Source organism: Streptomyces sp. G5(2025) (genome assembly GCF_049542075.1).
GTDB lineage: Bacteria > Actinomycetota > Actinomycetes > Streptomycetales > Streptomycetaceae > Streptomyces.
Genome location: NZ_JBMUZT010000002.1, coordinates 102387 through 125453 on the forward strand (window position 1 = coordinate 102387; position 23067 = coordinate 125453).

Consider the following 23067-nt stretch of genomic DNA (forward strand, 5'->3'; position numbering starts at 1 on the left):
CCCCGGTGAGGACGCGCGCCCCCTCATCGGCCCGCCCCTGTGCCCGCGCCGAGCAGCCCCGGCAGCCCGGCCGCCCCGGTGCCGCCCGTATCCGGCAGGGCCAGCGCGCCCGGCAGCGGTGCGGTGGCCTTCGACGGAGCCGACGCGGCGGCGCCGGCACTGCCCGAGGGCAGGGAGCCGGGCCTGGCCGGATCGGGCAACGCGCCGCCCCGGGGGGCGTTGGCGGACCCTCGTACGTTGACACCGCTCGCGGCCGGTGCCGTGCAGGAGGCGCCGGTGTTGAGGGCTGGGGCGGTGCCGAGGTCCAGGCCGGTGCGGTACCGGGTGGCGCCATAGCCGTCGGTGCAGGGCAGGGGCTTGAAGAAGGTGACGGCCAGGCCGAGCTTCATTTTTCCTCCGTCGACGGCGGTGGCGCCGGCCGAGACGGCCGCCGGGTACTTCACGAGGAGTTCCTCGATGCCGCGCTGGCGGGTGACGGCGACCTCGGAGGTGGTGACCAGGTTGGCGAGGACCACGCCCAGGCTGGGGTCGAGGTCCCGGAGCAGCCCGCTGACCTGGGTCGCCGCGTCCGGCGTGACGGTGAGGAGCCGGCGCACGTCGGCGTCGGAACCCTTGAGGGTGCGGGCCAGTTCCGTGGCGCCGTCGGCGAAGCCACGGATGGCCTTCGCCTCCTCGGCCTGGGTACGCAGCACGGTCTCGCCGTCGGCGAGCAGGCGGGTGGTGGAGGGCAGGTTGCGGTCGGCGGCCTCGATGAAGGCACCGCCGTTGTCCAGCAGCACCTGAAGGTCGTCGCCGTGCCCCTCGAAGGACTTGCCGAACTCGTCGACGACCGTCCGCAGATCCTCCAGCGGCACGGACCGGACGAGCTCGTTGACGCTGGTGAGTACATCGGTGACGGGCGCGGGCACCTCGGTGTCGGGCTGTTCGATCCGGTTGCCGTCGGCGAGGTGGGGCCCGCCGTCGCTCTCGGGCCGCAGGTCGATGTACTGCTCGCCGACCGCGGAGAGCCCGGCCACCACGGCCCGCGTGTCGGAGGGGATGCGGGGGGCGGACTTCTTGATGCGCAGCTCCGCGACCACCCCGTCCGCGCTCAGGTCGATCGGGCCGACGCGGCCCACCGACACGCCACGGTAGGTGACGTCTGAGTGAGTGAAGAGGCCTCCGGTGCGCGGGAGTTCGACCTTCACCGTGTAGTAGTCGGCGATGCCGACGTACCGGCCTAGGTCGGCGTAGCGGATGCCGAGGAAGCCGAGGACGAGGACGGCGATGAGGAGGAAGGCGAGGTTCTTCAGGCGTACGGCGAGCGTGATCATCCGCGTGTGCCTCCGTCCCCGGAGCTCTCGGCAGGTGTCGTCGGTGCGGACGTGGGCGTGGGCATCGGCGTCGGCGTCGGCGTCGACGTCTGCGTCTGCGTCGGTACGGAGGGCAGGGGCAGCGGCGCCGACGGGGACGCCGTGGCCCCGGTGCCGGACCGCTTCGGAGCCGCGGCGCCCCGGGGTGTGGCGGTGGGTGAGGGCGGCCTGCTCTGCGGCACGAGGGGCGGGATGACCCGGGTGCCGGGGGTGGCCGTCATGTGCAGGTACACGTTGAGGTAGTCGCCTTTGACCCCGGTCAGCACCTCGTCGGTGAACGGGTAGGTGAGCAGCACCTGGAGGGAGTCGGGCAGGTCGCTCCCCGCGTCGGCGAGGGCCTTGAGGGTGGGGGCGATGGCTTTGAGGTCGGCGACCATGTCGTCCTTGCTCGCGTTGACGGTGGAGACGGCGACACCGGACAGCGTGTCCAGGGAACGCAGCATGGCCAGCAGTGAGCCGCGCTGTTCGTGCAGGGTGTTCAGGCCTGGCGAGAGGCCGGTCAGGACGGTGCGTACGTCGTCCTTGCGGCCGGCGAGAGTCGTGGCGAGCCGGTTGACGCCGTCGAGGGCGTCGGTGATGTCACCGCGGTGGTCGTCGAGGTTCCCCACGAGTTTTTCGACGCGTTTCAGCATGGAGCGGACCTCGGGTTCGCGTCCGCCGAGGGCTTTGTTGAGTTCCCGCGTGATGGTCTTGAGCTGGTTGACACCGCCGCCGTTGAGCAGCAGGGACAGGGCGCCGAACACCTCCTCGACCTCGGTGTTGCGGCCGGTGCGGGCGAGCGGGATGACACCGCCGTCGCCGAGTCGGCCCGCGGCGGATGGCGTGGCCGGCGACGTGGCGGGCGCGACCAGCTGGACGTACTTCTCACCGAGCAGGCTGGACTGTTCGAGGCGGGCGCCGGCGTCGCGGGGCAGCCGGACGTCGCCGTTGATCTCCATGGTGACGCGGGCCGACCACGCGTCGCCGTCCAGGCGGATGGCGGTGACCCGGCCGACGGCGACGTCGTTGACCTTGACCGCGGCCTGCGGCACCAGGCTGAGGGCGTCGTCGAACTCGGCGGTGACGGTGTAGGGGTGGGAGCCGAGGTCGGCACCGCCCGGCAGGGGCAGGTCCTCGATGCCGCCGAAGCGGGGGACGGGGAGGGAGAACGCGCCCAGGGCGAGCGCGAAGCCGAGGCCGAGGGCGAGAAGCCCGCCGAGGCCGGTGCCCGCGGCGGCTCCGGTGGTGAGCGCCCGCCGCCGTACGACACGTTTCACCGCTCCCCCTCCCCCGTGGGCGACGACGTGGGCGATGACGAGGGGGACGACGAGGGTGAGGGAGCACCGGGAGGCGCGGAGCCGCCCGTCGCCGGCAGGGGCAGCAGCGGGCCGCCCATGCTGATCTCGTTGAGGTTGGCGCGGCCGTCGATTCTGCCGGTGCCGGTGTCGTAGGCGCCGACGAGGTTGTCCGCGGCGAGCGGTGCGACGTCCAGGGCTTCGGCCAGCGAGGTGCGCTGGCGGGCCAGTGTCCGGGTGATCGGGACGAGCCGTTCGACGTTCTTCTTCAGCTCGCCCCGGTTGTCCTTGATGAAGGTCTTCACCTGGCCGAGGGCGCTGCCGAGTTCCTCCAGCGCGCCCGCGAGGTCGTCCTTGTTGTCGGCGAAGTAGCCGACGACCGTGTCCAGCCGCTCTTGTGCGGTGCGTACGTCGGTGTCCTTGTCCTTCAGCATGGTGGTGAAGGTCTGGAGGTTGCTGAGGGTGGTGAACAGGTCGTCGCTGGAGCCGTCGAGGGTCTTGGTGGCCTTGCCGAACTCCTCGATGCTCTCGCCGATGGCCTCGCCGTTGCCGTCGAGGTTGGCGGCGCCGGTCCTCAGCAGCTTCGACAGGGCCCCGGCGGAGTTGGCCCCGTCCGGCCCGAGTGCCTTGCCGAGGTCGGTGATCGAGGCGTACAGCTGGTCGATCTCGACGGGGGTGCGGTTGCGGGAGGCGGGCAGGACGGCGCCGTCGTCGAGGGCGGGTCCGGAGCGGTAGGCGGGGGTGAGCTGGACGTAGCGGTCGGCGACGATGCTGGGCGCGACCACCAGGGCCCGCGCCGACTTCGGTACGCGTACGCCGTCGTCCAGCGTCAGTTCGACCCGCACCCGGGTGCCCTCAGGGTGGACCGACGCCACCTCGCCGACCCGGACGCCGAGGACGCGCAGGTCGGAACCGGCGTAGATGCCGACGGCACGGTCGAAGTAGGCGGTGACGCGGGTGCCGGAGGAGTCCAGGGCGCGCACCGTGACGAGTCCGGCGGCGACCACGGCGAGGGCGAGCGCGGCCCCGAGGAGCTTTCTGCGCGCGGCCAGGGGTCTTCTGCGCGCGGCCAGGGGTTCTCCGCGCGCCGCGAAAACTCTTCCGCACGCCCTGAGGAGTTTTCCGCGCTTGCTCATCGCTCACCGCTCCCCCGGGCCGTCGCCGGCTGCTTGGGCGGCATGCACGACGTCTTGGGCTGGGACTGCGCGGGCAGGTAGTCGCGGGGCACCACCCCGCACAGGTAGCTGTCGAACCAGCGGCCGTTGCCGAGGGTGTTGCCGACGAGCCGGTAGTAGGGGCCGACCAGGGCGAGTGTGCGGTCCAGCCGGGTGTTGTTCTCCTTCAGGACGGTGGTGACGCGGCCGAGCGCCTTCAACGTGGGGCCGAGCTGCTTCTCGTTGTCGTCCACCAGGCCGGTCAGCTCGGTTCCGAGGAGGCGGCTGCCCTTCAGCAGGGCGGTGATGGCCTTGCGCCGGTCCTGGAGTTCGCCGAGCAGCGGCCCGGCGTCCTCGATGAGGGTCTCGAAGCTGGACTTCTTGTCCTTCAGCGTCTTGGTGAACTTGGCGCTGCCCGCGAGGAGTTCGGACAGCTCACGGTCGCGCTTGGAGACGGAACGCGACAGGTCGGACAGGCCGGCGGCGGCCTTGCGGACGTGCGGCGGCGAGTTCTCGAAGGTCTTCGAGATCGTCTCGAAGCTCTTCGCGAGCTGCTTGGTGTCGATGGCGTCGACCGTGGAGCCGAGGTCCTGGAACGCCTGGGTGACGTCGTACGGAGAGGTGGTCCGGGTCCGCGGGATACGGTCGCCGGGGTCCTGCTCCGCCGTGCCGAGCGGGTCGAGGGCCACGTACTTGTCGCCGAGCAGGGTCTTGATGGCGATGGCGGCGGTGGTGCGGTCGCCGATCCAGGCCTGCTCGACCTCGAAGGTGACCCGCACGCGGCCGCCGTCGAGGGCCACGCCGGTGACCTCGCCGACCTTGACCCCGGCGACGCGCACCTCGTCGCCCTCCTCCAGGCCCGCCGCCTCGGTGAAGTCGGCGCTGTAGCTGGTGCCGCCGCCGGTGAGGGACAGCCGGTCGGCGTTGTACGCGACGACGGTGAGCAGCGCCAGCAGGAGCAGGCCCACGAGGGCCACGGTGATGGGGTTTCGGTCCTTGACCGGCTTCAGCCGCGGTGGGCGAAGGCGGCGGGACGCGGGGGCGGGAGCGGGAGTGTCGTGGCGTTCGGGCCGCAGCAGCAGAGTCATGCGCCGCACCTCGCTTCGGTGACCGCGATGCCGGTCGGCGGCTTCGCGCCGGTGGAGGTGGTCACTCCGTCCACGCGGGCCTCGCAGAGGTAGAGGTTGAACCAGGAACCGTAGGAGGAGAGGCGGCCCAGGGCGGTCAGCTTGGCGGGAGTCCGCTCCAGGAAGTCCTCGATCTGCGGGGTGGCGTCGCCGAGGTTGTCCGACAGGCGGCCCAGTTGGCGGATGTCCTTCTTCAGGGGCGCGCGGCCCTCGTCGAGGAGGTCGGCGGTCACGGTGGTCAGGTCGCCCATGGCCGCGACGGCCTTGCCCAAGGGCTTGCGGTCCGCGTTGAACCCGGTGACGAGTTTCTGGAGGGTGTCGACGAGGTCGTCGAAGTCGGCCTCGCGGTCGTTGAGGGTGGTCAGGACCGTGTTGAGGTTCTTCACCACCTTGCCGATGATCTTGTCCTTGGCGGCGATGGTCGTACTGACGGAGCCGATGTGCCGGAGGAGACTGTCGACGGTGCCGCCCTCGCCCTGGAGGATCTGCACGATGGACCCGGCGAGTTCGTTGACCTCCTTGGGGTCGAGGCCCTCGAAGAGCGGCTTGAAGCCGTTGAAGAGCAGGGTCAGATCGAGGGCGGGGGCGGTCCGGTCGAGCGGGATGGTGTCGCCGGCGTCCAGGGCGCCGGACAGGTCGCCGCTGCCCCGGCCCAGGGCGATGTAGCGCTGGCCGACCATGTTGAGGTACTTCACGGCGGCGGTGGTCGACGCGGGCAGAGCGCGGTCGTCGCGGACGGTGAAGGTGACCTGGGCGGTGCGCCGGTCGACGACGCGGACGTCGGTGACCTCGCCGACCTGGACCCCGGAGATGCGTACGCTGTCGCCGTCGACGACTCCGGTGGCGTCGGTGAACAGTGCCTTGTAGGAGAGGCTGTCGTCGCCGACTTGGGTGCCGGAGACACTCAGGCCGAGGACCGCCGTGGCCAGTGCGGTGACCAAGACGAAGGCGAGGGACTTGAGGACCGGGCCGGTCAGCGGACGGCGCCGGGTGTGGGCGGCGCGCCGGGATGTCATCGCAGGGTCACCTCCGTGCCGCGCAGTGCCGGGCCCGCGAGGAGGCTGCTCCACTCGGGCAGTTCGGCGGGGGCTTTGCCGGTGGCGGGTGCGAGGAGTTCGTTGACGAGGTCGTTCTCCTGCGGGGAGTTGGCGGGCCCGAGGTTCTGCCCGGCCGTCGCGGGGGCCTGTACGGCCGGTTTCGTGGCGAGGCCGAGGTAGGGCACGGGGTAGCAGCGGGGGCCGCCGCCGGCGCCGTAGGAAGGGGTGTCGCGGCCGGGACGGTAGGGGCCGCGCGAGGGCACGGTGGTGACGTCGACGCGCAGACCGGGCCGGTCGGTGCCCTTGCCGAGGGCCTTGTCCATGGCCGGGATGAAGTCGGTGAGGGCGCGCAGGGTGCAGGGGAAGGCCGAGGAGTACTCGGCGAGCAGTTCCAGGGTGGGCCGGGAGGCGGCGGAGAGCCGGATGATGTTGTCCTCGTTCTGCCGCAGGAAGGCGGTCATGTCCTCGGCCGTCCTGGTGGTGGCGCCGAGGGTGCCGGCCAGCTCGCTCTCCTTCTCGGCCAGGGTGCCGCTGGTGGTGGTGAAGTCGGTGAGGGCCGTGAGGATGTCGGGGGCGGCATCGGCGTAGACATGGCTGACCTTCACGAGCTCTTTCAAGTCACGGTTGAGGGTGGGCAGTTGGGGGTTGAACTCGCGCAGGTGGGAGTCGAGGAGGGTGAGGGTCTCCCCGAGCCGGTCGCCGCGCCCCTCCAGGGCCTGGGAGACGGCGGAGAGGGTGGCGGAGAGCTTCTGCGGCTGGACGGCGGTCAGCATCGGCAGCACATTGTCGAGGACCTGCTGGAGTTCCACGGCGCTCGCGGAGCGGTCCTGCGGGATGACGGCGCCGGGGGCCAGTGGCCGCGCGGAGGGTGACGTGGGCGGGACGAGGGCGACGAAGCGTTCGCCGAACAGGGTGGTCGGCAGCATCTGGGCGCGTACGTCGGCCGGGATCCGGTCGAGGGTGCCGGGGCGCAGGGCGAGGGTGAGCCGGGCGCCGTCGCCGGTGGCGTCGATCTCGCGGACCTCGCCGACGACGACGCCGCGCAGCTTCACCTCGGCGCCCAGGTGCATTTCGTTGCCGACGCCGCCGGTCTCCACGACCACGGGGTCGGAGTCGGTGAACCGTTTGTCGTAGACGGCGACCGCGAGCCACACCAGCAGTGCGGGGACCAGCAGGAAGGCCACTCCGGCGAGTCTGCGGCGCACGGTCGCGCCTCGTGCTGTGTTCACCGCGGTCATGTCAGCCTGCCACCTTCACGGTCGTGGTGGCGCCCCACAGGGCCAGCGACAGGAAGAAGTCGGTGACGCTGATCAGCACGATGGCGTTGCGCACCGACCGGCCGACGGCGACGCCGACCCCGGCCGGGCCGCCGGTGGCGCGGTAGCCGTAGTAGCAGTGGGCGACGATCACCATCACGCTGAAGATCAGCACCTTCAGGACGGAGAGCAGCACGTCCGTGGGTGAGAGGAACAGGTTGAAGTAGTGGTCGTACGTTCCCCGGGACTGGCCGTTGAAGAGGACCGTGACGTAGCGGGAGGCCAGGTAGGAGGAGAGCAGCCCGATCGCGTAGAGGGGGATGATGGCGACGACGCCGGCGATGATGCGGGTGGTGACCAGGTACGGCAAAGAGCGGATGCCCATGCCTTCGAGGGCGTCGACTTCCTCGTTGATGCGCATGGCGCCGAGCTGGGCGGTGAAGCCGGCGCCGACGGTCGCGGAGAGGGCGAGTCCGGCGACGAGCGGGGCGATCTCACGGGTGTTGAAGTACGCGGAGACGAATCCGGTGAAGGCGGCGGTGCCGATCTGGTCGAGGGCCGCGTATCCCTGGAGTCCCACGACGGTCCCCGTGAACAGGGTCATCGCGATCATCACGCCGATGGTGCCGCCGATGACCCCGAGGCCGCCGGTGCCGAAGGCGACCTCGGCGAGGAGGCGCTGCACCTCTTTGAGGTAGCGGCGCAGGGTGCGCGGGATCCAGAGCAGGGAGCGTACGTAGAAAAGGAGTTGGTCGCCCGAGCGGTCGAGCCAGACGAACGGGGAGGCCACGGACCTCAGCCTCCCTTCGGCGGAACGAGTTGGAGGTAGACGCCCGTCATCACCATGTTGACGAAGAAGAGCAGCATGAAGGTGATGACGACGGACTGGTTGACGGCGTCGCCGACGCCCTTGGGGCCGCCGCGCGGGTTCAGGCCCCGGTAGGCGGCGACGACACCCGCGATGAACCCGAAGACCAAGGCCTTGAGTTCGCTGATGTAGAGGTCGGAGAGCTGGGCGAGGGCGGAGAAGCTGGACAGGTAGGCGCCGGGGGTGCCGTCCTGGAGGAAGACGTTGAAGGCGTAGCCGCCGAGGATGCCGACCACGGAGACCAGGCCGTTGAGCAGGACCGCGACCCCCATGGCGGCCAGGACCCTGGGCACGACCAGGCGCTGCACGGGTGAGACGCCCATGACCTCCATCGCGTCCAGTTCCTCGCGGATGGTGCGCGAGCCGAGGTCGGCGCAGATGGCGGAGCCGGCCGCGCCCGCGATCAGCAGGGCGACGATCAGCGGGCTGGCCTGCTGTACGACGGCCAGCACGCTGGCGCCGCCGGTGAAGGACTGGGCACCGAGCTGCTGGGTGAGCGAGCCGACCTGGAGGGCGATCACGGCGCCGAACGGGATCGAGACCAGCGCGGCGGGCAGGATCGTGACGCCGGCGATGAACCAGAACTGTTCCACGAACTCCCGGAATTGGAACGGCCGTCGGAAGATGGCACGGGCTACCTCGGCGGCGAGCGCGAAGAGCCGGCCGGTCTGCCGCAGGGCACCGGCGATCATGCGCCGCTCCCGCTGGTCGGCGGGGGAACGGCGTGGTGGGGGTGTTGGGAGCGCCGGGCGCACCCGGAGCGGCGAGAGCGCCGGGAGTAGCGGGAGCGCCGGGAGTAGCGGGAGCGCTGAATGCGCCCGGAGCAGCGGCAGCGCCGGATACGCCCGGAGCAGCGAGAGCGCCGGGCGTAGCAGGTGCGCCGGATACGCCGGGAGCAGCGGCAGCGCCGGATACGCCCGGAGCAGCGAGAGCGCCGGGCGTAGCAGGTGCGCCGGATACGCCGGGAGCAGCGGCAGCGCCGGATACGCCCGGAGCAGCGAGAGCGCCGGGCGTAGCAGGTGCGCCGGATACGCCGGGAGCAGCGGCAGCGCCGGATACGCCCGGAGCAGCGAGAGCGCCGGGCGTAGCAGGTGCGCCGGATACGCCGGGAGCAGCGGCAGCGCTGGATGCGCCCGGAGCAGCGGCAGCGCCGGATGTGCCAGATGCGCCGGGCATAGCGCGGGTGCCGGGAGTAGCGGGACTGCCGGGAGCAGCGTGGGTGCTGGGAGCGGTGTCGGTGCCGGGAGCACCGTGACTACCAGGAACACCGTGGCTACCAGGAGGCGCGTCGGTGCCGGGAGCGGTGTCGGTGCCGGGAGCACCGTGACTGCCGGGAGGCACGTCGGCGCCGGGAGCACCGTGGCTGCCGGGTGGGTCACCGGCGGTGGGCAGGGCGGCGTATGTGCGCTCGATAGCGGTGCGGGCGGCGGGCGGGAGCCGGTCGAGCATGCCCAGGACCCGCTCCCGGCGGCGGGTGACGGCGCGGCGCGGCGGAAGCCCGGGGGACGGCTCCAGTTGCGGGACGATCTCCCGCGGCCCGTCGGCGCCCGCGCCCCGCGATCCCGCGGCCTCGGCGGCGAGGGTCGCGGCGTCCTTCTCCTCGGACATCCCGATCGGGCCCTCGCGGCGGCCGGACAGGAACTGCGCCACGACGGGCATCTCGCTGGTGAGGAGCACCTCGCGCGGGCCGAAGGTGACCAGTTCACGCCGGAAGAGCATGCCCATGTTGTCGGGCACCGTGGCGGCGATGTCGAGGTTGTGGGTGACGATCAGCATCGTCGCGTCGATCTGCGCGTTCAGGTCGATCAGCAGCTGGGAGAGGTAGGCGGTGCGGACGGGGTCGAGCCCGGAGTCGGGTTCGTCGCACAGGATGATCTGCGGGTCGAGCACGAGCGCGCGGGCGAGTCCGGCCCGCTTGCGCATACCGCCGCTGATCTCCCCCGGCAGCTTGCCCTCGGCGCCCAGCAGCCCGACGACGTCGATCCGCTCCATGACGATACGGCGGATCTCCGACTCCTTCTTCCGGGTGTGCTCACGCAGCGGAAAGGCGATGTTGTCGAAGAGGGACATGGAGCCGAAAAGGGCGCCGTCCTGGAACATGAGCCCAAATTTCTTGCGGGTCTCGTAGATATCTCGTTCAGGACTGTTCACCATGTCGACACCGTCGATGAGGACACGGCCGCGCTCCGGCTTCAGCAGTCCGATGAGTGACTTGAGAAACACGGTCTTTCCGGTACCGGAAGGACCGAGCATGACGCTGACCTCTCCGGCGGGCAGGGTGAGGCTGACGTCCTGCCAGATCTTCTGCGTGCCGAAGGATTTGGTGAGACCCTCGACCACCACTTCGATTCCCATATCACCTCCAAAGTGGGTGAGGGCAGGCAGCGCAGTCTGTATGCGGGGTGTGGGTGCGGCCGCAGTGCGGGATGGGGTCCGCCAGGAGATCAGCGCCGTGCCCGGCACGCTACGACCGAGTAACCTGGGCGAGCAAGAGAGGGATCGGATTTTCCCGAAGATTTGAGTCCGGCTTCCGTTTGTTTGTCAGCGCGGCGACAAACTCCCGCCTTCCTCTTGTCACTCGGTGAGCAATACGGGGCTCGGCGGAGCCCGGGGAGCAGGCACTCGCACCGCCCGTGGACGGTTTACCGCGGCTTGAGCGGGAGGTTTCGGCCACGATGCCTTTTTAGCAGCGGCTGACTAAGCGGGGCGCCGGACTGCTCACCTGGGGAACAGGCATTTCCACTTCTCGAAAGAATCATGGTCTGCGCCATTGTTCGCCTAAGTTTCCCGCAAGTAACGTCGTGGCTTGCGGTCGAGGATTTCCGAGCCGCGGACCGCCCGTTCCTCCGCTCCACCAGGACGCGTTCTTCCGCTCCACAAGGGCGAGCGCGGCCCCCTCTGCCGGTCAATCCACAAGGGAGTCCCAAGTCATGAAGAAGCCTCTGACAAGAATCGCCGTCGTGGCGGGCGCGGGCGCCGCCGCCTTCGTCATGGCCGTCGCCCCCGCCTCGGCCGTCCCCTCCACGGTCTGGACCGTCACTCCGTCCCCGGCCAACTTCACCGCGGTCAACAGCGGGAACATCGTACTGACGGCCAACATCCCGATGACGTGTACGACATCCAGCGCCTCGGGCACGATGGCCAACGCCACCGGCAACCCGGCGACAGTGGCCACCATCAACGCCATCAACTTCGGCACCAGCGCCTCGCCCTGCACCAGCGTCCTGGGCAACGTCACGACCGTCGCGACCACTCCCTGGACCGTGGTCGCCCAGGACTACAACGCCTCGACCGGCGTGACCAAGGGCTACATCGGCGACGTCAAGGCCAAGGTGACCGCCGGCGCCTGTGTGTTCAACGTGCAGGGCAAGGCCACCGGCACCTACACCAACTCCACCGGCATCCTCGCGGTCACCAGCGTCAGCGGCGACCTTGCCGTCACCTCGGCCTCCGGCTGCGGCACCGTGGTCACCACCTCCACCAAACCCACCTTCAAGGGCAATTACGCGGTCAAGGTCACGGGCACGAACACCATCCCGAAGATCGTCGGATCCAACCCGTAGGCCGAGCACGGCTCGCCGCCGCCCGGCCGGTCCTTTCGGCCGGGCGTGTGGGCCGCACGGCCGGAGCGACCGATGACCCGAGCGGAGCGACTGATGACAGGCCCCCGTACCACCACCGCCCGACGGCCGGTCCGCAGCCGCGCCCGAGTCCGCGCCCGGAGCGCGGCGATCGCCGCGTTCGTCGTGCTGGTCGCCACGGTCCCCGCGGCGGCCGGGGCGTCCGGTGAGCAGAAGGTCGACGCCGCACTGCCCTACGTATGCCTGTTCCCCTCCGGGAAGCACTCCGCGACGGTACGGATCTCGGCGGTCTTCCCCGAGCGGGTGGCGGCCGGTGAGCCGATCGAACCCGCGGACGTGGCCACGACGGTCGAGCTGCCCGAGCCGGCGGTGGCGGACCTCGTGGCGCTGGGCGCGGCCGACGTCCGGGGGGCCACCCGGCTCGACGTGGGCGTCGCCCAGAACAAGGCCACCGCCGAGGCGACCTGGCGCGGCGACACCGCGCCCGCGGCCCTGCCCTCGACCGGGCCGCTGACGCTGACCGCGACGGGGGACGTCCCCTCGGTGACCGGGCAGAGCGCGGGCGAACTGACCATGACGGCTGGGGACTTCGCCCTGGATCTCGCTCTGACCACCGCGGACGGCGGAGTCACCGACCCCGCCTCGGTGACCGTCGACTGCGATCTCGCCGAGGACGCCCCGGGCGGGGGCCGACTGGTCGGCGTCCGGGTCGGCACGGACGAGGAAGGCGGCACGGACGCTCCCAGCGGACCCCCCTCCGGGTCGCCGTCCGGATCACCGTCCGGTGCGCCGTCCGCCTCCGGCCCACCGGGGCCGTCGGGGAAGGATCCGGCGGGCCGGCCGGGCGGGCGCGCCCCGAAGGTCGGCGAGCCGGGTCCGGGCCGTGGCGGTAGCGGTAGCGGCCAACAGACTGCGCCGACCTGCAAGTACGACGACAAGTACCCGGCCGGACCGATGTCGCTGAACGCCTACATCACCGGCTACTCCAACGTGAACAAGCTCGACGGCGCCGCGCTGATCCCGCCGTTCTGCACCCTCATCACCCAGGGCGAGCCCCAGTTCGTGTTCTTCCCGGACTACAGCGGCGCCACCATCACCCAGCACTCCACCGCCGACCTCTACTACCGGCAGCGCAAGCAGACCCAGCCTTTCGAAGCGACCTTCCTGACCTTCGACTTCACCCCCACGACGGCCACGATGGTGCTGGAGCAGACCGGTCCGATGACCATCGACTCGCACGGCACCACCGACTTCGTGTTCACCAGCACGGACACCTACGTCCGGGCACCGGTCGTGCTCCGGGTGACGTCGCTGAAGGTCAACGGCACCCCGCTGGACGTCGGGACGAAGTGCCGGACCAAGACGTCCCTCGCGTCCCCGGAGCCGGACCCGGCGAAGCATCCCGGCGACCACCTGGTCCTGCACGGCCGGGGCGAACAGACCACCGGCGAGCCCGCCACCGGCTACCTGCTGCTGTCCGGCGGCCCGCTGACGGGCAAGGTCACCATCCCCGCCTTCACGGGCTGCGGCACCGCCGACGGTGAGGACCTCGACCGCCTGCTCACGGCCTCGGTCTCCGGCTCCGACAACTACGTCAAGCAGATCCAGGGCCAGACCTGCTTCGTCTCGGCCGATGTGCTCAACCCCGACGAGTGCACCGAGGACGCCCAGCCCCGCAAGATCCCCGTAGCCGAACGATGACCCCCTCCCCTCTCCCCCCTCCTCTCCTGACCCGGAAGGCCACATGATGCGGTTCTCCCTCGGCACCAGAGTCGCCACCACCGCCACCGCCACCGCCCTCGGCACCGCGCTCGGCGTCTTCGCCTCCATGGGCACCGCCACCGCGGCCGCCGCCGTACCGAACGGCGAGTGGGCGCCCTTCACCCGCTGCCCCGTGGACGCCCCGGCGATGCTGACCGCCGACGGCCTGGCCAAGACCCCGCAGTGCGTGGTCTCCACCTCGCCGAACGGCTCCATCAAGCTGGGCAGGACCACCGTGCCCACGGGCCGGACCAACCTCCAGATCGGGGTCGTCCAGAACTCCGACGGCACCAGCTCCGTGGTGGCCCCGTCCGGCGGTGCCCTGATCGCCGACTCCGCGACCGTCCCCGGCGGACTGCTGGGGCTGATGTGCCCGAGCGACATCCCCGCGATCACGGACATCTGCGAGCAGCTCAGCGACAGCTCCCTCAACAAGATCACGGCGACGGTGGAGTCCGTCGGCGCCCCTTACGACTTCGACCAGACCGCCGGCATCCTCACCGACAAGCCGATCGTCGCCATACCGGTCCGTATCCACCTGGAGAACCCGTTCCTCGGCAAGAAGTGCTACATCGGCACCGCCGCCAAGCCGATCGTGCTGCGTCCGAAGAACCTCCAGTTCCCCGAGTTCGGCATGTCGTTCTTCCATGGTGACGGCACGGTCGCCGACGACGGCGAGATGAGCCGCGTCAACCTCACCGGGGCGACGCAGAACGACAACGCCTTCGCCGTGCCCGGCGCCAGTGGCTGTGGTCTCGGCCTGCTCGGCCTGATCGACGCGGCGGTCAACGCCAAGACCGGGCTGCCCTCCGCGTCCGGGAACAACAACCTGACGCTCAACAACACCCAGACCCACCTCGCCGGTCTGAACGCCCCCGGCACCTTCGCCCCCGACGCGGGCAAGCGCCTCGCGCAGAACTGGCACTCCGCCGTCGACTAGCGGGACCGGCGTTCCGCCGTCGACCATCCGCCGTCGACTAATGGCCGCGCGGCGTCGATTCTCAGCCGTCCCGGCAGCCATCCCACACCCCACCCCACGGAAATGTGCACAGACTGTGTACGTCCCACCGAACTTGATTTAACTTCAACAGCCCGAACACGCATCACCTCAAGTCCGGTCGTGTGCCTCCTCTGTGAAGATCCACAGCACACGGCCGGCGCACCGTGGGCACCGAAGAGCAAGGGACGGCACTCATGCCTTCAACCACGCGACCGCCTGAAGTCGGTGAACCGCTGGAACCCCTCCCCAAGGAGTTCGCCGCCTTCATGAGACCGGAGTTGCCCGGCCTCATGAAGGAGATCGGCGCCGAGGTCACCCGGGCCTACCCCGTGTACGGGCGGCTGCTCAACGGCCCCAACGCCGAGCCCATCCGGCAGGGCCTGGAGCAGGCCCTGTACGCCTTCGTGGACCGCGTCGCCGAGCCCGGCAAGAACGCCGCGCTCCGCGACGAACTGCTGCGCAAGTTCGGCCGGGTGGAAGCCTACGAGGGCCGCGAACTGGACACCCTCCAGGGGGCGTACCGGCTCGGCGCCCGCATCGCGCTGCGCCGCGCCAAGGCCGTGGGCCAGCAGTACCGGCTCTCGCCCGCGCTGATCCTCGCCTTCGCCGACGCCTTGTTCGCCTACGTCGACGAACTGGAGCAGATCTCCCGCGAGGGCTACGTCGAGGTGCAGTCGCGGGCCTTCTCGGAGGTTCCGGCGCGGCGCAGACGACTGCTCCACCTCATCCTCACCGCTCCTCCGCTGCCCCAGGCCTTTCCCGGGCTCTGCGAGGCCGCCGCCTGGCACCTGCCCACCGATGTCACCATGGTCGCCCTGCGCCCGCCGATTCCCGAGCACCTGGAGGCGGGGCTGGCCGACGACGTTCTGTTCGACCTGGACATCCCGCAGCCGCACCTGCTGATACCCGGACCCCTCACTCCGGAGCGCCTGGCGATGCTCGACGCGGCGCTTGCGGGGACGCACGCCGTGGTGGGGTTGACCGTGCCACTGGCCCAGGCGGCCGACTCCATCCGCTGGGCACGCCGTGTGCTCCAGCTGATCGACGAAGGTGTCGTGGCCGACACGCCCGTGGCTCGCTGCGAGGACCACTTGGTGACGCTGTGGCTGTTGTCGGACCCGGCTCTCGTGACCCATCTCGCGGCCGGGGAACTGGCCCCGATCGACCGCCTGCCGGCCAGCCGCCGCGACCGGCTCGTGGAGACGCTGCGCGTGCACGTCTCCACGCGGGCGCCGGCGGAGCAGGTCGGCGAGATGCTGGGCGTGCACGCCCAGACCGTCCGCTACCGCCTGCGGAACCTGGACGTCCTCCTGGGCGAGCGCCTGGCCGACCCCGACCACCGCTTCGCCATGGAGGCCTCGCTGCGGGCCCTGCGCTTGCTCGCCCGCGGCAAGGGGACGAACCCTCACTGATCCGATCGGTCACCGTGCGCGCTCGAAGGTGCGCACTCGAAAGTGCGCAGGAGATCCGCGGCGACGCTCACGGCGATCGTCGCGGGTTCCTTGCCGGTGATGTCCGCCAGCCCGATCGGGGTCTTGATCCTGTCGATGGTGGCGTCGTCGTGGCCGCCCTCGGTGGAGAGGCGTTTGCGGAAGCGCGCCCACTTGGCCGCCGAGCCGATCAGACCTATGGAGCCGAGGTGGCTGGTGCGCAGGGCCGCGTCGCACAGAGCCGCGTCCTCGGCGTGGTCATGGGTCATGATCAGGACATGGGTGCCGTGCGGCAGGGCCTCCAGTACCTCCTCGGGCAGCAACGGCGTGTGGTGCACGTGTACCTGCGCCACCGCGTCCGCCAGTGCGTCGAGCCGCTTGGGCGCGAGCATGTCCGCGCGGCTGTCGACCAGGTGGAGGTCGAGGTCCTGACGGGCCAGGATGCGAACGAGTTCGAGGCCGACGTGGCCCATGCCGAAGACGGCCACCGCCCGTACCACCGGCAGGGGTTCGAGCAGGACCGAGACCGTGCCGCCGCAGCACTGCACGCCGTGCTGGTTGGTGACCTTGTCGTTCAGGGCGAAGTCCATCAGCTCCGGCTCCGCCGTGGCCGCGGTGAGCATGTCCCGGGCCCGGTCGATCGCGACGGCCTCCACATTGCCGCCACCGATCGAGCCCCAGGTCTCGCCGCGCCCCACCACGAGTTTCGCTCCCGCGTCGCGCGGGGCGTGGCCGCGCACGGTCGCGACGGTGACCAGCACGCCGGGCTCCCGGCGTGCCCGCAACCGCGCGACCGCGGCGATCCACGTCATGTCAGGCACCGTTCAGCGCCGCGGCTCCGGCCGCCCGGTCCCGGCCGTCGGCGTTCCCGGCGTCGGCGTTCCCGACGTCGGCGTTCCCGGCGTCGGCGTTCCCGGCGTCGGCCGGCGCGTCGGGCGCGTGACCGTTCGGGGCGGCCACGGGCGCGCTGCGCGCCGCCTCGATCGCCCAGAACACGGCCTCCGGTGTAGCGGGCGAGGCCAGTTCTACGCTGACTCCGCTCGGCCCGAACGCGGCGGCGGCCTGGCGCAGCGCCTCGCGCACCGAGAACGCCAGCATCAGCGGCGGCTCGCCCACCGCCTTGGAACCGTAGACCGCGCCCTCCTCGGTGGCGTGTTCGAGCAGCGTCACGTTGAACTCTTCGGGCATCTCCGAGAAGCTCGGCAGCTTGTAGGTGCTCGCCGCCTGGGTCAGGAGCCGGCCGCGGTGGGGGCCGTCGCCGGTGTCCCAGCGCAGGTCCTCCAACGTCAGCCAGCCCGCGCCCTGCACGAAGCCGCCCTCCACCTGACCGATGTCGATCATCGGGGAGAGGCTGTCGCCGACGTCGTGCACGATGTCCACGCGCCGGATGCGGTAGGCGCCGGTGAAGCCGTCGACCTCCACCTCGGTGGCGGCGGCCCCGTGGGCGAAGTACTTGAACGGCGAGCCCCGGAACGTCTTCGCGTCCCAGTGCAGGCCCTCGGTCCGGTAGAAGCCCGCGGCCGACAGCTGGACCCGCTGGAAGTAAGCGGTGCGCACCAAGTCGTCCCAGGCCACCTGCTGGTCGCTGCCCAGGGCTCGCGCGACGCCCTCGACGATGCGTACGTCCGCGGCGTTCGCGCCCAGTTGGGTGGCGGCCACCTGGAGCAGCCGCTCGCGCAGCTGCTCACACGCGTTCTTGATCGCCCCGCCGTTGAGGTCGGTGCCCGCGCTGGCGGCGGTGGCCGAGGTGTTGGGCACCTTGTCGGTGCGTGTCGGGGCGAGGCGCACCTTGTGCAGCGGGATACCCAGCGTGGTCGCGGCCACCTGCATCATCTTCGTGTGCAGGCCCTGGCCCATCTCGGTGCCGCCGTGATTGATCAGGACCGAGCCGTCCTTGTAGATCAGGACCAGAGCACCGCCCTGGTTGAAGGCGGTGAGGTTGAACGAGATGCCGAACTTGATGCCGGTGACGGCGAGCGCCCGCTTGGTGTGCGGGTGCGCGGTGTTGAACGCGGCGATCTCGCGCCGGCGGTCGGCGACACCGGCGTCGTCCCGCACCTGCCGCCAGACCGCGGAGATCCGCTCGGCCTGCGTGACGGGCTGTCCGTACGGCGTCGTCTGGCCCTGGCCCGGCCGGTAGAAGTTGCGTTCCCGCAGCACCATGGGGTCAAGACCGAGCTTCGGCGCGCAGCGGCCCAGGATGTCCTCGATCACCAGCATGCCCTGGGGGCCGCCGAAGCCGCGGAAGGCGGTGTTGGAGACCGTGTTGGTCCTGGCGATACGGCCCGCCACGCGGGCGTTGGGGATCCAGTAGGTGTTGTCGATGTGGCACAGCGCGCGGGCGAGGACCGGCTCGGAGAGGTCGAGGCTCCAGCCGCCGTCGGCGACCAGGGTGGCGTCCAGGGCCTGGATGCGGCCCTCGGTATCGAACCCGATCTTCCAGGTGGCGTGGAAGCCGTGCCGCTTGCCGGACATGGTCAGGTCCTGGGTCCGGTTGAGGCGGAAGCGGACCGGTCGGCCGGTGAGCTTGGCGCCGAGCGCCGCTACGGCCGCGAACCCGTGCGGCTGCATCTCCTTGCCGCCGAAGCCGCCGCCCATCCGCAGGCATTGCACGGTCACTTCGTGCGCGGGAACGCCGAGTACGTGCGAGACGATCTCCTGGGTCTCGGAGGGGTGCTGGGTGCTGCTCTGGATGAACACCTGCCCGTTCTCGTCGATCTGGGCCAGCGCCGCATGTGTCTCCAGGTAGAAGTGCTCCTGTCCGGCGAACTGGAACTCGCCGCTGAGCACGTGTGCGCTGTCGGCGAAGCCCGCGTCGATGTCGCCGGTCTCCATCAGGGGCCGGGCCCCGTGGTAGCTGCCCGCCTCGATGGCTTCCCGCAGTGTGACCAGGGAGGGCAGTTCCTCCAGGTCCACCTCGACGGCCGCCGCGCCGAGACGGGCCGCTTCCAACGTCTCTCCGAGCACCCAGGCGACCGCGTGGCCGTGGAACATGACCTCGTCGGGGAAGAGCGGTTCGTCGTGCTTCATGCCCGCGTCGTTGACGCCGGGCACGTCGGCACCGGTCAGCACGCGGACCACGCCGGGCACGGCGAGCGCGGGAGCGGTGCGCAGCGCGGTGATCCTGCCGCGGGCCTTCATGACCTGGACCGGGTAGGCGTGCAGTACGCCCTTGGTGCGCTGGACCAGGTCGTCGGTGTAGAGAGCGGCTCCGGTGACGTGCTGGACGGCGCTCTCGTGCGGCATCGGGACACCGACGACGGGCTTCTCGGGACGCTGGGACAGATGACTCATGACGACACCGCCTCGGTGGTCTGTGCGTGCAGTTTCAGCAGGCTCTGGCCGAGCATCGCGGAACGGTAGAGGGCGCTGGCGCGGTGATCGCTCATCGGCGTGCCCTCCCCGCGCAGCACCCGGGCCGCGGCTTCGGCGGTCCGCGCCGACCACGGCTTGCCCTCCAAGGCCGCCTCGGTGGCCAAGGAGCGGATCGGTGTGGCGGCCACACCACCCAGGCCTATGCGTGCCTTGCGGACGATCCCGTCCTCGATGTCGAGCGCGAAGGCGACGGCCACGCTGGAGATGTCGTCGAAACGCCGCTTGGCGATCTTGTGGAAGGCGGTGACGGGTGACAGCGGCAGCGGGACGCGTACCGCGCGGATCAGCTCCCCGGGACGGCGCACGCTCTGCCGGTAACCGGTGAAATAGTCAGCCAGCGGGACCACGCGTTCGCCGCCGGCGTCGGAGAGCACCAGCGACGCGTCGAGCGCGAGCAGGACCGGCGCGCTGTCACCGATGGGCGATCCGGTACCCAGGTTGCCGCCGAGGGTCGCACCGTTGCGGATGAGCCGGGAGGCGAACTGCGGGAAGAGTTCGGCGAGCAGCGGGACGTCGCCGTCCAGGCGGCGCTCGATCTCCGTGAGCGTCAGTGCCGCGCCGATCTCGATGTGGTCGGACTCGACGCGCAGCTCCCGCAGTTCGGGCAGCCGGTCGATGGCGATGACGCAATCCGCGCGGCGGGAGCGGATGTTGACCTCGACGCCCCAGTCGGTGGAGCCGGCGACCACGACGGCGTCGGGCCGCTCACGGAGCACCCTCAGGGTCTCGGCAAGGGTGTTCTTACGCAGGAACACCTTGCCGCCGAGGGCGTATTCGGTGGTGACGGGCGCGGGCGGGTGCAACTCGCGGCGCCGTGCCAGCGGGTCGTCATCGGTGGGCGTACCGACGGCGAACGCGGCGTCACGGATGGGGCGGTAGCCGGTGCATCGGCACAGGTTTCCGCTGAGGGCGTGCAGGTCGAAGCCGTTCGGCCCGTGCTCGGCGTCGGCGCTCCGGGCTGTCTCCGCACCGAGGGCCGTCTCCGTCTCCGTACGGTCAGCCGTCTCCGTGCCCTCGGCTGTCTCCGTATCGGTGGCGGAATGCTCGCAGCGGCCCGGACGGTAGTACTCCGCGGCCATGCTGCAGACGAATCCCGGCGTGCAGTAGCCGCACTGGGAACCGCCGCGGACCGCCATCTCCTCCTGTACGGGATGCAGGGAGGGCACCGTGCCGGGCTCACCGGCCGTCGCGAGCCCTTCGGCGGTGACGATCTCCTGGCCGTCGAGCGCCGCGGCCGGAACCAGGCAGGCGTTGACCGCCACCCAGTCGGTGGGCTTGTGCACCCCGGGGCGGGCCACCATGACGGAACAAGCGCCGCACTCGCCCTCCGCACAGCCCTCCTTGGTGCCGGTGAGACCGCGCTCGCGCAGAAAGTCCAGCGCCGTGGTGTGCGGTGCGCACGGTGATATCGGTGTCTCTGTTCCGTTCACGGTCATCCGCGCCCCGGTCGTGCCGGGCATCGGTTCAGGCGTCCGTTCCGGTGCGTGTTCGGTCACGTTCATGTTCGCCAATTTCAGGCAGCTTTCTCTGATCAGACGCGCCTCACCGGAGCGGCGGGCGCAGCAGGGCACGGGACAGCGACGTGCCGGAAGGTGGTGGTGACGGGAAACCCGGAGAGTGCCGCAGCGGGGCACATCAGAACGGCGTACTCAGCAGCCGTGCGCGATCCGGCCCGGGACCCAGGCGGTGCACTGGGCGAGACGACCGAGGTCAGAGCTGGTGCACATCTGCTGGTCGCCTCCTTTCGAAGCCAGGGGTCAGTGGCATCGGAACCTAGTGGCTGCGTCGCCGCAGGTCAAGGGTCGACCGCGAACCGCCGAGAGGACGACTGCGAAACCATGGAGACCTGAGCGGGAGCACTCCCCCCCCCGCTCGCGCCTGGGTGAAGCTCATGACGATGAGGCGATGAGGCGATGCAAGACCTTGGGGTCTGCCGGGTCGCTCGGGCCGCGTCTCCGTATACGGGCATCTCCGCGAGGCCGCCGAACGCCTTGCCGCAGCCTGGCGAGTTCGTTCGGCCGTGCCACCTTGATCTCCGCCGTCTGCGTCTCCACTACGGCCGTGGTGTCGTCGTGAACGGGGAACGCCTCCAGGCCCGGTGGGAGGCTGGAGACGTAGAACCGGCAGATGGTAGAACCGGCAGATGCTGGTGCGCTCATGCAGGGTGTTCTGGTCCTGCTGGACCTTGCGCGTGCCGGTACCTCCTGGCCCTTCACGGGCTCGCCGCCGCCTTCCGCTGCTACAAGAAGACTCGTCCGCATCACCACGTAGGACACCGTCCGAAATGCTTGCGCAAGACGGTGATCATGCCCGCGTCGCGGCGGCACACCGCCCGGATCAGCAGTACGCCGCCCGCGTCAGCGGGGCCTCAGCGCCCCAGTACCCGCCCGTAGTCCAGCGCCCCGCGCAGCCCGAACAGCCGTGCCGTCAACGCCTTGGAGCCCGCCCCCGCGCCGTTCGGCAGGGTCCAGACACCACCAGCGCTGAGGTTCTGCTCGTACTCCGTGCTGTCCTCGTTGTAGACGCCGACCGTGACATCTGTGTCCCCGTCCCCGTCGTAGTCCCCAGGGCCAACGCCGAGCCGAACTCGTCGTTGACCTCCGGCGCCCCCGGGACCCCGGCGGAGTCCTGGTGCCAGGCCGCCGACTTGGCGGTGCCCGAGGCGTCGAGCAGACCGCCCGGGCCCGAGGTCAGCACGGTCGCCGAACCGGCCCCGCCCACCGCCCCGATGGCCTCACGGGGCGTGCCTGCCACCAGGTCGTCCCGGCCGTCGCCGGTGAGATCGCCCGCGGCCAGCTTGATGCCGAAGTTGTCCACTTCCTCGGCCGTGCCCGCGACGCCCGGAGTGTCCTAGCTGAAAGTGTGGGTGCGGGTGCCGAAGCCCTCGGCGCCCTCGCTTCCGTAGAAGACCCGCACCTTGCCGCCCTTGGCCAGCTCATCGGGGCCGCATGCCCCGGTGGGCCGGTCGGCCACGGCGATGATCAGACAGTGCCCAAGGGCCAGGTCGTCCACGCTGTCGCCGTCGAAGTCGCCCGCGGCTATGTCGTAGCCGGTGGCCGGCGACTTCCAGTACTCCTGCAATGCCGAGCCGTTCCAGCGCCACAGGGTGGTGCGCGAGTAGTCGTTGGAATACGAGGAGATCGCCAGCTCGGTCTTGCCGTTCCCGTCGAAGTCCCCGGCCGCCAACCTGCCCGAGGTGCCGCCGTAGCCGGTGTGGAGCAGATGCGTCAGCGGCTTGTCCTCGGTGAGCGGCCCCGGCCGCAGGGTGACCTCCCCGAACTCCCCGTGGGGCAGGCCCACCGCCACGTCCACGGCGCCGTCCTGGGTGAAGTCGCCCACAGCGAGCGAGCTGCCGGCGCCGCTGCCCGCCTGGCCCTGCGCGATCGTCCTGCCTCGCTCGAAGAGGCCACTGGACGAGCCGTACAGGACGACCACCGAGCCGTGGCCCGCCGTCGAGCCGCTGCCGACATCCTCGCCCGGCGCCCCGACGACGACGTCGGTCAAGCCGTCACCGTCCACGTCGGCCGTCACAACGGAACTGCCGAACCCGTCGTTCGCCTCGCTGGTGCCGGGGACGCCCGGGCTGTCCTGGCTGACAGAGGCGGTGAAGGTGCCGGCCCCGTCCGATCCGCCGTAGAGCACGTGCAGGTAGCCCGCGGACTTCTTGCCGTCGATGTCGCCTCGATACACACCGACCACGGCGTCCGCGTACCCGTCACCATTGAAGTCAGGCCCCTCGACGGCCGCCGGTGCCGCGCCCGCCGTAGGGGCGAGCCCGAGCCCCGCCGACGCGAGGACGGCGACGGCGCCGAGCAGGGCAGCCGGAAATCTCTTACTGCGCACAGGTACTCC

General features: G+C 70.7%; 17 protein-coding genes and 3 pseudogenes. 4 read left to right on the forward strand and 16 right to left on the reverse strand.

The genetic code is table 11. From position 1 onward, the window contains the following. Positions 1 to 23: 23 nt before the first annotated feature. From ACOBQB_RS00855 to ACOBQB_RS00895, 9 genes and pseudogenes are all read right to left on the reverse strand, one after another. The gene (locus ACOBQB_RS00855; RefSeq protein ID WP_423587964.1) at positions 24 to 1313 is read right to left on the reverse strand and encodes an MCE family protein; all 1290 of its coding nucleotides are present in this window, start codon (positions 1311 to 1313) and stop codon (positions 24 to 26) included. Further along, positions 1310 to 2608, reverse strand: coding sequence for an MCE family protein (locus ACOBQB_RS00860; RefSeq protein ID WP_423587965.1), 1299 nt, complete (start codon positions 2606 to 2608; stop codon positions 1310 to 1312). The genes ACOBQB_RS00855 and ACOBQB_RS00860 overlap by 4 nt, the downstream gene beginning before the upstream one ends. After that, positions 2605 to 3762, reverse strand: coding sequence for an MCE family protein (locus ACOBQB_RS00865; RefSeq protein ID WP_423587966.1), 1158 nt, complete (start codon positions 3760 to 3762; stop codon positions 2605 to 2607). The genes ACOBQB_RS00860 and ACOBQB_RS00865 overlap by 4 nt, the downstream gene beginning before the upstream one ends. Further along, complete coding sequence (locus ACOBQB_RS00870) at positions 3759 to 4868, reverse strand: MCE family protein (RefSeq protein WP_423587967.1); 1110 nt, start codon at positions 4866 to 4868, stop codon at positions 3759 to 3761. Before ACOBQB_RS00870 ends, ACOBQB_RS00865 begins: the two co-directional genes overlap by 4 nt. Further along, complete coding sequence (locus ACOBQB_RS00875; RefSeq protein ID WP_423587968.1) at positions 4865 to 5923, reverse strand: MCE family protein; 1059 nt, start codon at positions 5921 to 5923, stop codon at positions 4865 to 4867. Before ACOBQB_RS00875 ends, ACOBQB_RS00870 begins: the two co-directional genes overlap by 4 nt. Beyond that, the gene (locus tag ACOBQB_RS00880; RefSeq protein ID WP_423587969.1) at positions 5920 to 7182 is read right to left on the reverse strand and encodes an MCE family protein; all 1263 of its coding nucleotides are present in this window, start codon (positions 7180 to 7182) and stop codon (positions 5920 to 5922) included. Before ACOBQB_RS00880 ends, ACOBQB_RS00875 begins: the two co-directional genes overlap by 4 nt. A gap of 1 nt (position 7183) precedes the next feature. After that, complete coding sequence (locus tag ACOBQB_RS00885) at positions 7184 to 7990, reverse strand: MlaE family ABC transporter permease (protein WP_423590309.1); 807 nt, start codon at positions 7988 to 7990, stop codon at positions 7184 to 7186. Between the two features lie 5 nt (positions 7991 to 7995). After that, positions 7996 to 8760 carry an MlaE family ABC transporter permease gene (locus ACOBQB_RS00890; RefSeq protein ID WP_423590311.1) on the reverse strand — a complete coding sequence of 255 codons (765 nt, stop codon included), beginning with the start codon at positions 8758 to 8760 and terminating at the stop codon, positions 7996 to 7998. Positions 8761 to 9421: 661 nt separating this feature from the next. Continuing rightward, a pseudogene (locus tag ACOBQB_RS00895) lies at positions 9422 to 10423 on the reverse strand (ABC transporter ATP-binding protein); the annotation flags it as partial. Positions 10424 to 10998: 575 nt separating this feature from the next. Between ACOBQB_RS00895 and ACOBQB_RS00900 the strand changes: the two are divergent. From ACOBQB_RS00900 to ACOBQB_RS00915, 4 genes are all read left to right on the forward strand, one after another. Further along, positions 10999 to 11631, forward strand: coding sequence for a hypothetical protein (locus ACOBQB_RS00900; RefSeq protein ID WP_423587970.1), 633 nt, complete (start codon positions 10999 to 11001; stop codon positions 11629 to 11631). Positions 11632 to 11724: 93 nt separating this feature from the next. After that, entirely contained in the window at positions 11725 to 13350 is a 1626-nt protein-coding gene (locus ACOBQB_RS00905; RefSeq protein ID WP_423587971.1) for a DUF6801 domain-containing protein, read from the forward strand. A gap of 43 nt (positions 13351 to 13393) precedes the next feature. After that, on the forward strand, positions 13394 to 14350 hold the full coding sequence (locus ACOBQB_RS00910; RefSeq protein ID WP_423587972.1) for a hypothetical protein: 957 nt from the start codon (positions 13394 to 13396) through the stop codon (positions 14348 to 14350). A gap of 254 nt (positions 14351 to 14604) precedes the next feature. Next, entirely contained in the window at positions 14605 to 15822 is a 1218-nt protein-coding gene (locus ACOBQB_RS00915) for a helix-turn-helix domain-containing protein (protein WP_423587973.1), read from the forward strand. Here ACOBQB_RS00915 and xdhC read toward each other — a convergent pair. From xdhC to ACOBQB_RS00950, 7 genes and pseudogenes are all read right to left on the reverse strand, one after another. Further along, positions 15816 to 16652: a xanthine dehydrogenase accessory protein XdhC gene (gene xdhC, locus ACOBQB_RS00920; RefSeq protein WP_423587974.1), complete on the reverse strand. Its 837-nt coding sequence runs from the start codon at positions 16650 to 16652 to the stop codon at positions 15816 to 15818. The genes ACOBQB_RS00915 and xdhC overlap by 7 nt on opposite strands. A 1-nt stretch (position 16653) precedes the next feature. Beyond that, complete coding sequence (xdhB, locus tag ACOBQB_RS00925; RefSeq protein ID WP_423587975.1) at positions 16654 to 19134, reverse strand: xanthine dehydrogenase molybdopterin binding subunit; 2481 nt, start codon at positions 19132 to 19134, stop codon at positions 16654 to 16656. Further along, complete coding sequence (locus ACOBQB_RS00930; protein ID WP_423587976.1) at positions 19131 to 20675, reverse strand: xanthine dehydrogenase small subunit; 1545 nt, start codon at positions 20673 to 20675, stop codon at positions 19131 to 19133. The genes xdhB and ACOBQB_RS00930 overlap by 4 nt, the downstream gene beginning before the upstream one ends. 482 nt (positions 20676 to 21157) lie before the next feature. Further along, positions 21158 to 21308 (reverse strand): annotated as a pseudogene (locus ACOBQB_RS00935) (transcriptional regulator); the annotation flags it as partial. A 275-nt stretch (positions 21309 to 21583) separates the two neighbouring features. After that, positions 21584 to 21853 carry a hypothetical protein gene (locus ACOBQB_RS00940; protein ID WP_423590313.1) on the reverse strand — a complete coding sequence of 90 codons (270 nt, stop codon included), beginning with the start codon at positions 21851 to 21853 and terminating at the stop codon, positions 21584 to 21586. A gap of 65 nt (positions 21854 to 21918) precedes the next feature. Further along, positions 21919 to 22032: pseudogene (locus ACOBQB_RS00945) on the reverse strand (FG-GAP repeat protein); the annotation flags it as partial. A gap of 33 nt (positions 22033 to 22065) precedes the next feature. Beyond that, positions 22066 to 23058: an FG-GAP-like repeat-containing protein gene (locus tag ACOBQB_RS00950; protein ID WP_423587977.1), complete on the reverse strand. Its 993-nt coding sequence runs from the start codon at positions 23056 to 23058 to the stop codon at positions 22066 to 22068. Between the last annotated feature and the right edge of the window lie 9 nt (positions 23059 to 23067).